Here is a 13,935-nt window from a genome sequence, read left to right as displayed (position 1 = left end):
TGCGAGGAAATTTCCGCGCAACAAACGCAAAGCGCATTCGTTTGCAGGAGGGGATGGTTTCAACGAGTGCGCGCCTGTCAGCCGTACCGCCTCAATGCCAGTTGAACCGCCGCGCCATGGATCAACGCCGATGTGGCGGGACCACCTGACCCCGGAGCCGGACGGCCGTATTTTGGCTCGTGGTTCCCCGCCAGGCGAGCGCGCTCTCCCGGCGGGACCAGATAACGGCGTGGCGAGATTTCAGGCGCTCTTGCGCGTCACGAAGCGCGTTTCCAGATAGGCATCTATCGCTTCGGATCCGCCTTCGGTGCCATAACCGGAATCCTTGATCCCCCCGAACGGGACCTCGGGCAGGGCAAGCCCGAGATGGTTGATCGAGATCATGCCGCTTTCGATTTCGGCAGCAATGCGATCCGACTGTTTCTGCGAGCCGGTGAAGGCATAGGCAGCCAGCCCGAAGGGTAGGCGGTTGGCCTCTTCGATCGCATCGTCCAGTTCCGAATACCGGTTGATGATCGCAACCGGGCCGAAGGGTTCGTCGTTCATGATGGCGGCCGAGCGCGGCACGTCTGCAAGCACCGTCGGCTCGAAGAAGTAACCGCGATTTCCGATGCGGTGGCCGCCGGTCGTCAAGCGCCCGCCCTGTTCGACGGCATCGACGATCAGCTTCTCGATTGCGGGAATACGGCGCTCGTTGGCAAGCGGCCCCATGTCCGTCGTGCTATCAAGGCCATTGCCGACCTTGATCGCCTGCGAGGCGGCGGTGAAGCCGTCGATGAACCGATCGGCCACCCGTTCCTGCACGAGGAAACGCGTCGGCGACACGCACACCTGACCGGCATTGCGATATTTGCTGCCAGCCATTACCGCGACCGCCTCGTCGACGTCGGCATCCTCGGTGACGATCACCGGGGCATGGCCGCCAAGCTCCATCGTCGCCCGCTTCATGTGCAGGCCGGCAAGCGAAGCCAGCGACTTGCCAACCGGAGTCGAGCCTGTGAAGGACATCTTGCGGATCACCGGATGTGAAATCAAATACTGCGAGATCTGTGCGGGCACGCCGTAGACGAGGTTGACGACACCATCCGGCACCCCTGCATCTACAAAACACCGGATCAGCTCGGCCGGCGAAGCCGGTGTTTCCTCTGGCGCCTTCACGATGATCGAGCATCCGGTCGTAAGAGCCGCCGAAAGTTTGCGCACCACCTGGTTGATCGGGAAATTCCAGGGCGTAAATGCGGCCACCGGACCAACCGGGACCTTCACCGTCATCTGGGTCACATTGGGCGCACGTGGCGGAATGATCTGGCCATAGGCGCGCCGGCCCTCTTCGGCGAACCAGTCGATGATGTCGGCAGCACTCAGGATCTCGCCCTTCGACTGGCCAAGCGGCTTGCCCTGTTCGCGGGTCATCAGCCAGGCGATGTCGTCGGCGCGCTGCCTCAACAGCGCTGCGGCGGCGCGCATGATTTTTCCCCGATCGAAGGAGGACGTCCGGCGCCAGATCTCAAAGCCTTTCTGGGCCGCTTCAAGTGCCTCGTCGAGATCGGCAACCTCGGCCCAGGCGACAGTTCCGATCGCCTCTTCGGTTGCAGGGTCGACAACCGGAGTGCTCTTGCCTGATCGCGCCGGCCGCCATTTGCCGTCGATGTGAAGAAGGGTATCCGGGTAGCTGGGCATGAAAGAACCTTTTCTGAGGGGGCTGGCTGGCACGACTGTCTGTGGCGCGCGAGGAAGTTTAGGAAACGCGGGGAGACTGCCTGCAAGTGATGCTGAAGATCAAGGGGGCAGGGGCCTGATCATGGCCACATAGAACACGGCATCGCTCGCGCAATAGCCACGCGTTGCCTTTGACCTTCCGACAACTGATGCGGAAACCGGCAGGCGAATTGTGGACCGGGGCCGACTTCGGGCGTCAGCTTTCAGGTTGATACCAGCACGGGAGCCGCTTTGGTGCCCGGCTTCAGCATGCCGGTCAGCAGCAAGCTCACAGCCAGGAAGGGAACAAGCATCCCCAAACCGAAACGCATGTCGCTTTGCTCGGCAACAAGTCCGATCATTGGCGGTCCAATCAGAAAGCCGAGGAGTGCCACGAAAGACAGTATCGCCACACTTGCGGGTGCCGGCCGGTCTTTTTGGTCGGCTGCCGCTGTGACAGCAAGCGGAAAACCGACCGATACACCGAAGCCCATGGCGGCAAAGCCGATCAGCGCCAACCAGGCAGCCGGGCTTATCGCCACCAAGAGCAGCCCCGCAACACTGGCGAGCCCGCATGTGCGAGCCACAGCGACAGGCCCGTAGATGGTCTTGAGCCGGTCACCGCCGAACCGTCCCGCAGCGACCATGAAGGCGAAGATCGAATAGCCAAAACCGGCGCTGGCGCTGGCGAGCCCGAACACGTCTCGCAGGTAGACTGCCGACCAGTCCGCAACCGCGCCCTCGGTCATGGTGATGCCGAAGACAAAGAAGCAAATACCGAGCAAAGCTCGACTTGGTGGGCGGCGCCTGGTTTTGACGGTGTCCGTCTGCGTTGGCTCTACAACATGTAGGTCCGGCAACGCCTTGGCTGCCAGAAGGCTGATTGGCAACATAACCGCCGCTGCAATCAGCACGGCCCATTCAGGCGGCACGCCCGCTGCAGCAAAGCCGATGCCGACCAGACTGCCCGCCATGATCCCGAGGCTCCAGAAGCCGTGACATGTGCTCATGATCAACTTGGCAGAGCGCTTCTCGATGGCATCCGCCTCGACGTTGAGGCCCAGCTCCAATGTCGCCAACGCAACGCCCACGACTGCGAGTGTTACGAAAAGCAACTCGATGCTTGGCGCCCATGTCGGTAGCCACACCAGCCCGAGAAACACCATGAAGCCGTAGAGGATGGTGGCGCGGCCGCCGATCCGGGCGACGAAGCGGCCAGCGAAGGGCAGGGTTAGCAGGATTCCTGCTGGCATGCCGAGCAGGGCCAACGCCAGTTCGGCCGGCCCGAGACCGAGCTTTTGTTGAATGTCTGGGATGCGTGGCAACCAGGCGCCAAAAGCGATCGGCTGGAGGAAAAAGATCAGCATGATGAGCCGCTGACTGGTCATGCGCATTGCTCCTCGGCGAATTGTGCTGTCGACTTATCCGCAGGCCACCTTCGTCAGCGATGGCTTCGCGTATCCCGGTCTAGTATTGAAAATCATTTTCACAATGTGTGTGACAAGGTCGCGAGACTGTCAACCGACCGACGCCAGGATTGACCGAAATTCCGCGTAACCGACGCGCTTTCTTTGATCGAAATATTAGTAAATACGCAGCTATGGGGCGAATCTTCTCGAAAATATCAAAGAAACGCCCAATTCTGAAGAAGCTCGTCTGACTGCAGCATACGTGCGATGCTCCACCGGCTAAGATACGCCAGTGAAAAAAATGAACACAGAGTGCGGAGTTCCGGGCGCCTTCCCAATTGTAGCTCATCGGGGGCGCACAATGCGCAATTGTGCTTGTGAAGGAAAGCCCGCAGTCGGTGCGGATCGGCCCAGGATTCGCATAAGCCATCGCTGGCGCGAGGTTATCAGCGTCCGAAGCTCTGGTACTTCTCCCTCGCAGCGCTCCACCCAAACCGTAAAAATCAACGTTGAAACCACAACCGTCGCCGCTAACATCAGACCGGTGATCCCGATGCCGGCCAGCTGGTTGAAGGTTAGCTGCAGGCCAAGCATGGCAACCGCTAGACGAAGCAGTTTTTTTCCCCGCGACGGAGATGCCAGCATCGGCAGACGCCGAGAAGCCGACGATATTGGCAAAAACCATCCCCAAAAAAATCGCGGCGATCATTGGGCTGAGAGATAAGACACATCCCGCGATGTTTCCGTCGACGCGTATGCCGTCCTGATCATGGACCTTATGATTGGAGAAGGCCTCTACTGCCTCCGAAAGCTTCCGTCATGTCCGCAGCCGCCCGCAACAGTGGCTCGATCATCTTTCGTATGAAGGGTTCATCCACGCGCGAACGCGGTCCAGCTAGTGTCACTGCGCCCAGCAACGCGTCGCCCGCACCGAAGACAGGTGCGGAAATGCCGACGGTCTCCGGATCGCGTTCTCCGAACGAGATGTGATAGCCATTCTTGCGGATCGTTTCATATGGCTCGCCCGGCTGGCCAGAAAATGCCACCAGCACTCGTCCACCGGAGCCGGCGGAGAGTGGGAGCACGTCGCCTTCACGTACGGTGTAGCGGATCGCATGCTTCGCCTCGATGCGGTAGAGACAGGTTCTGACATCTCCAGCCAGCACATAAAATGCGACGCTCTCCGAACTCTGGTCATTCAGCGCGCGCATGTGTGGCAACAGCACCTCCGCAGTAATCAACGAGCGCTGATAGATCGAGCCTAATCTGAAGGCTGCCGGTCCAATTCGATAGCGACCGTCATCAAGCCGCTCCATCAGACTTGCCCGCAACAGAGAGGCAAGAAGTCGCAGGATCGTGCTCTTGTACAGGCCCGTTCGCGAGGAGATTTCCGCGAGCGTCAAAGAGCGATCCGTCACCGTAAAGGCATTCATGATTGCGATGGCGCGATCAAGCGCGGCTACCCCCTCGGGCGGTCCGCTTGCCTCCTGCTGTGGGTTTTTCGTGTTCAATGCGGCGATCCTAACGTTTCCAATTGTCCTATCACCAAGATTTCTGATTGCATATCGTTCTGTCTGACAGAATATAATTCTGTTTGACAGAACGATAATCCTCTGCGATTTGTACGACCCGGGTCGGGAGGACCCACTTTCGACGCTGTCGGTGGCGTCATAAAGGGAGGAAGCAATGCTAAATCGACGTCATCTACTGGCTTATGCGACTACTTTTGCAGCCGTTGCTCTCGCAGGCCCGCTTGACCCTGCGCAGGCATCGGACGCGCCGCAGCTGCAGATTTTCGTGCCGGCCGCCCCCGGCGGAGGATGGGACCAGACCGCGCGGACGATGGAACAGGTTCTTCGCGCCGAGAATCTCATCTCCGGTGCGCAGATCACCAATGTCGGCGGCGCCGGCGGCACCGTCGGCCTTCCGCAGTTCATCAACCAGTGGAAGGGTCGCGAGAGCGCCATCATGGTTGGCGGCATGGTCATGACCGGCGCGATCATCGCGAACAAATCGCCGGCGACCCTAGATCAGACGACGCCAATTGCGCGCCTGACGGGCGAATTCCTGGCTCTGGTCGTGCCTGCCAATTCGCCGTTCAATTCCCTTCAGGATTTTGTCGAGGCGCTCAAGGCAGATCCCACCAAGGTTCCGGTCGCGGGCGGTTCGGCCGGTGGTTCGGACCACATCCTTTTCGGCCTCGTTGCCAAAGCCTCAGGCGTGAAGCCGACTGACCTGTCCTATGTCCCGTTTGCCGGTGGCGGTGAAGCGCTTGCAGCGCTGCTTGGCAATCAGGTTGCCGCCGGCATCTCGGGCTATGGCGAGTTTGCCGAGCAGGTCAAGGCCGGCACGCTACGCGTGCTTGCTATCTCGGCCGATACCCGACAGGCAGGTATCGATGCCGCGACCTTCAAGGAGGCAGGCCTGGACGTGGAGCTGTTCAACTGGCGCGGTATCTTTGCGCCTCCCGGCATCACCGAGGAAAACAGGGCCGCGTTGATTGCGATGATCGAAAAGATGGCGACGAGCAAGGCCTGGAAGGACGAGACGGACAAGCGCTCCTGGACGCCGATCCTTCTGACTGGCGAGGCCTATTCGCAATTCCTTGTCGAAGACACCGCGAAGATTACCGCGATCCTCAAGGACCTCGGTCTCGCTTCCTAATCCCTTCCCGAGAACGCAACCTAGTGGGCTGCCCGTAGATGGGCCGCCCGCCGGAGGTCAAAAGATGCCCCCACCCATGCATTCGAAACCGGCGTTACCCGAACTGACCCTCAGCATCGGCGTTCTGCTCGTCGCCGGCGTCATTGCCTGGCAGACCAGCCTCATGGCGGTCTCGCCTCTCTATGCCAAGGTCGGGCCGACGGTATTTCCCTATCTGACCGCCGCCGGCCTGACGGTATTGGCCGTGTCGCTCCTGTGGAGCGCCCTTCGCGGCGGCTGGCAGGACGAGGAAGAAAAGTCCACTCCGCCCGATTGGCGATCCATCGCCTATGTCGCGGCCGGGCTCGTTGCCAACGTGGTCCTCATCGGCCGCGTCGGCTTCACCGCTGCCTCCGTCATGATGTTCGTGCTGATCGCCCGTGGCTTCGGCAGCCACCGGCCCCTGCGGGACGCCGCCTGCGGGCTGCTGCTCGCGCTTGCCGCTTATTTCGGCTTTGCCAAGTTGCTTGGCGTCAATATCGGCGGCGGTGTCGTCGAGAGCCTTCTTGGAGGTTGACGTGGAAACCCTAAAACAACTCGCGACCGGTTTTGCCGTTGCCCTGACGCCGATCAACCTGCTCTGGTGTCTGGCCGGCACGACACTTGGGACGGCAATCGGCGTCCTGCCCGGCCTCGGTCCGGCGCTGACGATCGCGCTCCTTTTGCCAATCACCTACCAGGTCTCTCCGGAGGCGTCATTCATCCTGTTTGCAGGCATCTACTACGGCGCTATGTACGGCGGCTCGACCACGTCGATCCTGCTCAACACACCAGGCGAGAGCGCCACGGTCGTGACCGCGCTCGAAGGCAACCGCATGGCGCGCTCTGGTCGGGCCGGCGCCGCTCTGGCGACATCGGCGATCGGCTCGTTTGTCGCCGGCACGATCGGCACGCTCGGCGTCGCCTTCCTTGCTCCGGTTGTTGTCGGCGTGGCGCTGAAGTTCGGACCGGCAGAGTATTTTTCGCTCATGGTCCTGTCGTTCGTCATGGTCTCGGCCGTGCTGGGTCCATCGTCGGTACGTGGCCTCACCAGCCTGTTTGCCGGCTTCTTCCTCGGCATGATCGGCGTCGACATGCAGACCGGGCAGGCGCGCTTCACCTTCGGCGTGCCCGAACTGCTCGATGGCACGAGCATGATCGTCGCGGCAGTTGGCCTGTTTGCGGTCGGCGAGACCCTCTATGTCGCCGGCCGTCGTTATGCCGGCAAGGATGAGATCACCCCCTTGCGCGGCTCGCTCTACATGACGCGTGCGGAATGGGCGCGCTCCTGGAAGCCGTGGCTGCGCGGCACGCTCATCGGCTTTCCGATCGGCTCCATGCCGGCCGGCGGCGCCGAAATCCCGACCTTTCTTTCCTATGCGATCGAAAAGAAGCTGTCACCGCACCGGGACGAGTTCGGAACGACGGGCGCGATCGAAGGAGTTGCTGGTCCGGAGGCCGCGAACAACGCCTCGACGGCCGGCGTCCTTGTGCCGATGCTGACGCTTGGGCTTCCCACCTCTGCAACGGCGGCGATCATGCTGTCAGCCTTCCAGAGCTACGGCATCAATCCCGGCCCGTTGCTGCTTCAGACGCAGCCGGCGCTCGTCTGGGGATTGATCGCCAGCCTGCTGATCGCCAACGTCTTGCTGGTGCTCTTGAACCTGCCGCTGATCGGCCTGTGGGTTCGCTTGCTCAAGATTCCGCCGCCGCTGCTCTATGGTGGCATCCTCGTCTTTGCGACCATCGGCACCTACGGCATTTCCCAGTCCTCTTACGATCTGGTTCTTCTCTACGTGCTTGGTGCGATGGGCTTCGTTATGCGACGTTTCGATTTCCCGACGGCGCCAGTTCTGATCGGGATGATCCTTGGGCCGATGGCGGAGACACAGTTTCGCCGGACGATGACGATCTCCAACGGCGATTGGTCGGTTTTCGTTACGCACCCAATCTCGCTGTCGCTGCTCGTGCTCGCTTTCACGGCGTTGATTGGACCGAGACTGTGGAAGCATTTTTCGGATCGTCGCGCGGCGACGGTCGAACACGCACCCGCGCTTGACCGAAGGAACAACCGATGACGAAAAAACTCCTCGACGGCCTGCGCATCCTGGACCTGACGAACGTGCTCGCGGGTCCCTATTGCGCCTATCAGCTCGCCCTCCTCGGCGCCGATGTCATTAAGGTTGAAACGCCTCTGGGAGGCGATCTTGCCCGCCAGCTTGGCGCCTCTGCCCAGCTCAACGCGCAAGGCATGGGCGCTTCGTTTCTCGCGCAGAATGCCGGAAAGCGCTCCATCACTCTGGATCTAAAGAACGAAACCGATAAGCAGCACTTTCTTCAGCTTGTCGCGACGGCCGACGCGCTGGTGGAGAACTTCCGACCCGGGGTCATGGAGCGGCTGGGCTTCGGCTACGACACTTTGAAAGTGATACGTCCCGATCTTGTCTATTGCGCCATCTCGGGCTTCGGCCAGGACGGCCCGATGCGCGACAACCCGGCCTATGATCAGATCATTCAAGGGCTTTCCGGGATCATGAGCATCACCGGCACGACCGAGACCGCGCCAATGCGTGTCGGCTATCCCGTCGCCGACACGCTGGGCGGCCTATTCGGTGCGTTCGCGGTTGTGTCGGCTCTATTGCGCAGGTCACGGTCGGGTGAAGGCGCCTTCCTCGACGTGTCGATGCTCGAATGCACCCTAAGCGCGCTCGGCTGGCCGGTCTCCAACTATCTAATCTCAGGCGTGGAGCCGGCGGCGATGGGCAATGAGAACATGACGGCAGCCCCTTCGGGCTCCTTTATTACGGGAGACGGCCTGCTCAACATCGCGGCGAACAAGCAGGAACAGTTCGTCGCGCTATGCGACGAAATCGGCCGGCCTGAACTCGCCAACGATCCGCGCTTCGAAAAGCGCGACGAGCGCAAACGCCGCCGCGGCGAACTGAAGCTGCTGATCGAGCAGGCATTGGCGCAAGCGCCAGCGGTAGAATGGGAGCGGCGCTTCAATCGACGCGGCATACCGGCAGGGCGGATCCTCACGATCCCGCAAATCCTTTCAGAAGACCAGGTCATCGGGCGGAAACTGATGACGACATTCCCCGAAAGCGACGGTGCTGACCGTTTGACTGTTGTTCGCGGCGGGTTCCTGGTCGACGGCGAGCCGCCGGTGCCATCACGCCGGCCGCCGAGGCTCGGCGAACAGACGGCCGAGATCTTGGCCGAGATCGTTTCGCAGCAGGCTATCAGGGTACGCGCATGAACAAGCAAGGTATGGAACAGGGGCGCCAACGGGCCGAGGATTGGTGGAGGACCGATATTATCGATATGCGCCCCGGCGTCATCCGGCTGCGCGGCCACGAGATCCAGGATCTGATCGGGAACATCAGCTTCCCGGCGATGATCTGGCTGATGTTACGTGGCGAACTGCCGACAGAGGATCAGGCTGGGCTGCTCGGCGTGGCGCTGTCGGCCGCGGTGGATCATGGCCCTCAAGCGCCCTCGATCGCGATCGCGCGCATGGCCGCGACCTGTGGCGTCGGCATCAACAATGCCATGGCCTCCGCGATCAATGTGCTTGGAGACGTGCACGGCGGCGCCGGTGAACAGGCACTGGTCTTTCTGCAGGAAATCGCCGTAGGCGTCGACGCCAAGGGCTTGCCGCAGGCAGTTTCGGACCGTCTTGACCGCTTTTTTGAGGGGAGCAATGGCTATGTGCCGGGACTCGGCCACCGCTTTCATCCCGTGGATCCGCGAGCACCGAGGCTGCTCGATATTACGAGGACCTACGCTGAGAACGGCACCGTCGCCGGTAAACTGGTCAATATCGCGGTCGAACTCGAACGCCAGGTTGCTTTGCGCAAGGGCAAGCTCATTCCTCTCAACATCGATGGTGCCACTGCAGTCGTTTATGGCGAACTTGGATTCCCGGCGCCGCTCACACGGGGGCTGTTTGTGTTGTCCCGCTCTGTCGGCATTCTGGCGCATGCCTGGGAGCAATCTCAGAAGCCCGAGCGCAACAAGGGCCCCTTGCCACGTGAATGGCTGTGGCGCTATTCGGGGGATGAGGCGGCTTTGGAGTAACCTTCGGGTTGCTGGCGGCTCTTTCGGACCCGCCAGCAGGTGTTCGTGGGCCGTCCGGTTGTAGGCCCAGAAATGCCCAGAATTGACCATTTCGCTCTCGAGTCTGTCCTCCTCCGAGGCTAGCCTGAGCCGAAGGCGTTGGGCGGCGAACTAGTATTTCAGGGTCTTACAGATGTTTCTCCCGAAGTCGTCTCAGAATGGAGATTAAGGGCGGTCACCCATTGCCGTATGGCGGGACACAAATTCGACCAGATAGCGAACGCCCTCGGACACGTCCGATTGCGCGTAGAAGCCGATCTCGATCCGGACAGCGGTCGGCAGGTCACTCGACTTGTCGAGTGCGCGACATCCATCCGGAATCGTCGCAGAAATCATCGGGCCAATCCCGATGCCGACCCGCACGGCCGTTGCCATCGCCACCAGCGTGGAGGCAACGCACGCGGTTTTCCATTTTATGTTTCTTTGGGACAAGGTCGCGATCGCCTGAACATTCCAGGGGCAGCTGTCGTCGAACATGATGAGCGGGAGCGGCTGGCTTGCGTCGACGACGAAGTCAGATCTGACGGCCCACATCAGGTATTCGGTCCAGATCAGAATTGGCTTTCGGCCAAGGCAGGCGATGTCGCAGACCGCGACATCCAGCTTTCCGTCTTCGAACATCTCCGCCAGACGGCGATTCGGCTCGACGATAATGTCGATCTCGACCTTGGGATTCTGATCCCTGAAGTCGCGTAGGATGTCGATCAGCCGGCTGGCGGCGAAATCCTCGACGACGCCGAGGCGGATCCGCCCCTCGATCACCTTGCCCGTCAGTCTGCGGCCAACTTCGTCGCTGAGCAGGACGATTTCACGCGCATAGGCAACCATGATCTGACCATGGGACGTGAGCTCCAGTCCCTTGGACGACCGGGAGAAAAGCGTGACACCGACGAGTTCTTCGAGCTTGCGAATCTGCATGCTGACTGCAGCCTGCGTGCGATGCAGTTTTGCGGCCGCGCCGTTGACGGTTCCTATTTCCGCGACGGTCAGGAACGCCCGGAGCAAATAAGAGTCGAGATCGAGCATGGAAGCACCGTGCTTTCGCCGCTGTTGATGAGTGCGGACCGAAGACGTCTTGGGCTTCCGCATCCGGAACGCGGACGGGTTCGCCAAATGGCGACATCGGCAGCTGGATCGGACATTGAACGATCCGTAAGCCGGGCGCAACAGGGCGCGACCAGCGGGGCAGGCAACACAATCGCTGCCCGCCCGCTCAGGTCGAGACCATCATGCAAACAGGACGCAGGCCTGCGGCGGCATGGAAATGCTGATCTCTTGCCCCCGTTCGAAGGAAATGTCCGGGCGGTTCGCACAAGCGGAAATGACCCGGTCGCCGCTGGAAAGCTCAACGGACACATGTCGGAAAGCGCCGAGCGTAACGACGTCCGCGACGCGTCCAGCCATGCCTCTCGCCGCAGCGTCCCTGGTGCTCGACGATATCTCGACACTCTCCGGACGGACGCAAACCTCCTTCATGGCTGCACCGTCGCGTGACGAGGCGACCGGAAACTCCCATCCGGATTCCGAGCGAAACTTCGAGACGGCACCATCGGTCGCGACGACCGAGCCCCGGATCCAGTTCGTTCGCCCCATAAAATCCGCGACGAAACGTGATTTCGGACGCCAATAGACATCGTCCGGCTTGCCCGACTGCATGATCTCGCCACGGCTCATCACGAAAATGCGCTCGCCGAGGCTCATCGCTTCTTCCTGGTCATGTGTCACCACGATCGCCGTGGAGCCAACCGCGGCAAGAACATCCTTCAGCTCCGTGCGCAGTTCATGCCTCAACTTCGCATCAAGCGCGGACAACGGCTCATCCAGAAGCAGCAGGCTCGGATGGGTCGCGAGTGCCCGCGCAAGGGCCACGCGCTGCTGCTGCCCACCGCTCAGTTGATGCGGACGGCGATGTCCGAAGCCGGTCAGCCGCACGAGTTCCAGCATTTCTCCGACACGGGCGGGGATCTCGTTTGCCGCGTGACCGCGGTGACGAAGTCCGAAGCCGATGTTCTGTTCGACGGTCATGTGCGGAAAGAGGGCGTAGTGCTGGAACAGCAGACCGACATTTCGTTCATACGGCTTCAATCCGGCCATCGACTTGCCGCCGATGGTGATCGTGCCGCTGTCAGGCCGTTCAAAGCCGGCGATGAGACGAAGGATCGTGGTCTTGCCGCAACCGCTCGGTCCCAAAAGCGCGATCGTCTCGCCGGGCTTCACCGAAAACGAAATGTTGTCCAGCGCGACGGTTTCGCCGAAGCGCTTGCCGACACCTTGAAATTCTACGGCAGAAATCATCGTATTGTCCTCATGAACGAAATAGACCCTGGCCTACGACGTTGTCGAACCCGACCAACCGGTCGAGGACAACGATCAGCAGCACCGTTACAGCCATCAGGATCACAGCAGCTGCCGCGATCGTCAGGTCGAAAGCGGCCCGCATGTTGCTGACCAGGGTAACGGGCAGGGTGGTGGCCGACGGGTCACTCAGGAAAAGGCTGATCGATACGTCGTCCATCGAGATGGCGAAGGCAAAGATCGCCCCGGTGATGATCCCTGTCTTCATCAGCGGTATGGTAATGGACCAGAACGCCTGACGCTCCGTGGCGCCGAGAATCATGGCCGCTTCCGTTAACCGTTTGTCGGCGCCAAGAAGGCTGGCAAGGCTGGTTCTGATGCAATAGGGCACGGTCACGATCACGTGCCCGAGAAGCAGCCGCGCCATACCGTTGGTAATGCCGGCCTTGGACAGAAACAGCAGCAAGCCGAAGCCTATGACGACGGGCGGAACGATCAGCGGCGAGAGGAAGGCGGATGTCAGGGTCGCCTTTCCGGGAAAATCTCCGCGTGCAAGGCCAACGGCGGCAGCGGTTCCGATCGAAACCGACAGGATCGTCGTCAGCACGGCCAGAACGAGGCTGGTGCGAAGGCTCGAAAGAATGTCTGCCTGGGAGGCAAGACGCTCGAACCAGTGCAACGACAATGCCGGCGGCGGCAAGGGTCCGAGAAATGTTCTTGCGTCGAACGCCATCAGGCAGGTTATAGCAAGCGGGATTGCGAGAAAGGCCAGTCCCAGGCCGACGACGCCGTAGGCGAGCGCGCTGGCAGCCCGGTCGCCGGATCTGGCGGTACGAGAATGTGTGCTCATCGCGGGCTCTTCCATGCGTGCGCCAACGTTATGACCGAAATCACCGCCAGGGCTGCGGCGAGCATGACGAGTGAAATCGCCGCCCCGCTCGGGTAGTTGGCGATATCGCTGAACCGGGTGTAGATCACGTTCGACATGAAGAGGACGCGGCCCCTCCCGAGAACCATCGGTATGACAAAGGCGCTGATCGCAAACGTCAGCGAGATAAGCGTGCTCGATATGAGGGCCGGAAGGCTGAGCGGAAGCGTGATCGACAGATGCACCTTCCATCCCGGCGCGCCGAGTGATTGGGCGGCGTCGAGGAGGCGCGGGTCGATGGACTGCATCGCACCCATCAGCGTCAGTGTCGCGACCGGTATGATCGAGTGCACCAGCCCCGCGATGACGACGATATTGATGTATTCACGACTGTTCGGCGACAGGCCGACTGTCAGCAGCAAGGGCCGCAGAATGCCGACCGAGCCGAATGTCAGCTCGATCGCATAGGTCTTGATCAAGACGCTCGACAGCACAAGCGTGATCAGAAAGCCGAGTGTCAAGGTGCGCATGCGTGCGGAAAGGCGTCGCACGATGAAATAGGCAAGCGGAAACGCCACGAGCTGTCCGACGATCGCCGCCACGCCGCCGATCCAGAACGTCGTCAGCAGGACATTGGCAAACGCCTGGTTTGCAAGCTCATGGTAGTTCTGAACCGTCGTCGCCGCGTTTTCCACGGAACCGACGCGTCCCGGGGTGAACTCCTTCAGGCTTTCGATCGCCAGGTTGATCAAGGGCGAAAGGAAACCGAAGGCGAGAACCAGCACCGCGGGCGCGAGCGTGATGGCCGCATCGCGACGATCGGGAATTGAAACTGCAGCGGTTTGCTGCCTGGCGTTGGTCATG

At 61.1% G+C, this 13,935-nt stretch carries 12 protein-coding genes and 1 pseudogene; 5 read left to right on the top strand and 8 right to left on the bottom strand.

Annotated elements, in window-relative coordinates:
• Window positions 1-240: 240 nt before the first annotated feature.
• The 4 genes and pseudogenes from ASD00_RS18310 to ASD00_RS18295 form a co-directional block, all read right to left on the bottom strand.
• Window positions 241-1,680: an NAD-dependent succinate-semialdehyde dehydrogenase gene (locus tag ASD00_RS18310; RefSeq protein ID WP_057207987.1), complete on the bottom strand. Its 1,440-nt coding sequence runs from the start codon at window positions 1,678-1,680 to the stop codon at window positions 241-243.
• Window positions 1,681-1,814: 134 nt separating this feature from the next.
• Window positions 1,815-1,910, bottom strand: a pseudogene (locus ASD00_RS41780) (ABC transporter ATP-binding protein); the annotation flags it as partial.
• A 12-nt stretch (window positions 1,911-1,922) separates the two neighbouring features.
• Window positions 1,923-3,086: an MFS transporter gene (locus ASD00_RS18305; protein WP_057208075.1), complete on the bottom strand. Its 1,164-nt coding sequence runs from the start codon at window positions 3,084-3,086 to the stop codon at window positions 1,923-1,925.
• A gap of 797 nt (window positions 3,087-3,883) precedes the next feature.
• Window positions 3,884-4,618 (bottom strand): IclR family transcriptional regulator, encoded by a 735-nt coding sequence (locus tag ASD00_RS18295; RefSeq protein WP_234907939.1) that lies wholly within the window; start codon window positions 4,616-4,618, stop codon window positions 3,884-3,886.
• A gap of 175 nt (window positions 4,619-4,793) precedes the next feature.
• Here ASD00_RS18295 and ASD00_RS18290 point away from each other — a divergent pair, with 175 nt between their 5' ends.
• The 5 genes from ASD00_RS18290 (at window position 4,794) to ASD00_RS18270 (ending at window position 9,869) form a co-directional block, all read left to right on the top strand.
• On the top strand, window positions 4,794-5,771 hold the full coding sequence (locus ASD00_RS18290) for a tripartite tricarboxylate transporter substrate-binding protein (protein ID WP_057207978.1): 978 nt from the start codon (window positions 4,794-4,796) through the stop codon (window positions 5,769-5,771).
• Window positions 5,772-5,835: 64 nt separating this feature from the next.
• Window positions 5,836-6,327, top strand: a complete 492-nt coding sequence (locus ASD00_RS18285) for a tripartite tricarboxylate transporter TctB family protein (protein WP_057207976.1) — start codon at window positions 5,836-5,838, stop codon at window positions 6,325-6,327.
• Window position 6,328: 1 nt separating this feature from the next.
• On the top strand, window positions 6,329-7,867 hold the full coding sequence (locus ASD00_RS18280) for a tripartite tricarboxylate transporter permease (protein ID WP_057207974.1): 1,539 nt from the start codon (window positions 6,329-6,331) through the stop codon (window positions 7,865-7,867).
• Window positions 7,864-9,048: a CoA transferase gene (locus ASD00_RS18275; protein ID WP_057207972.1), complete on the top strand. Its 1,185-nt coding sequence runs from the start codon at window positions 7,864-7,866 to the stop codon at window positions 9,046-9,048. Before ASD00_RS18280 ends, ASD00_RS18275 begins: the two co-directional genes overlap by 4 nt.
• Before the next feature lie 11 nt (window positions 9,049-9,059).
• Window positions 9,060-9,869: a citryl-CoA lyase gene (locus ASD00_RS18270; protein ID WP_244496085.1), complete on the top strand. Its 810-nt coding sequence runs from the start codon at window positions 9,060-9,062 to the stop codon at window positions 9,867-9,869.
• A gap of 204 nt (window positions 9,870-10,073) precedes the next feature.
• On the opposite strand, the gene ASD00_RS18265 is transcribed toward ASD00_RS18270, so the two are convergent.
• From ASD00_RS18265 to ASD00_RS18250, 4 genes are all read right to left on the bottom strand, one after another.
• Window positions 10,074-10,934 (bottom strand): LysR substrate-binding domain-containing protein, encoded by an 861-nt coding sequence (locus ASD00_RS18265; protein ID WP_025428788.1) that lies wholly within the window; start codon window positions 10,932-10,934, stop codon window positions 10,074-10,076.
• Window positions 10,935-11,135: 201 nt separating this feature from the next.
• Complete coding sequence (locus ASD00_RS18260) at window positions 11,136-12,203, bottom strand: ABC transporter ATP-binding protein (protein ID WP_025428789.1); 1,068 nt, start codon at window positions 12,201-12,203, stop codon at window positions 11,136-11,138.
• A gap of 10 nt (window positions 12,204-12,213) precedes the next feature.
• Entirely contained in the window at window positions 12,214-13,053 is an 840-nt protein-coding gene (locus ASD00_RS18255) for an ABC transporter permease (protein WP_057207968.1), read from the bottom strand.
• Complete coding sequence (locus ASD00_RS18250; RefSeq protein ID WP_057207966.1) at window positions 13,050-13,934, bottom strand: ABC transporter permease; 885 nt, start codon at window positions 13,932-13,934, stop codon at window positions 13,050-13,052. The genes ASD00_RS18255 and ASD00_RS18250 overlap by 4 nt, the downstream gene beginning before the upstream one ends.
• Between the last annotated feature and the right edge of the window lies 1 nt (window position 13,935).

Source organism: Ensifer sp. Root31 (assembly GCF_001424825.1).
GTDB lineage: Bacteria > Pseudomonadota > Alphaproteobacteria > Rhizobiales > Rhizobiaceae > Ensifer > Ensifer canadensis.
The sequence above is the reverse complement of the archived record's forward strand: the minus strand, read 5'-3'. Positions and strand labels throughout refer to the sequence as shown.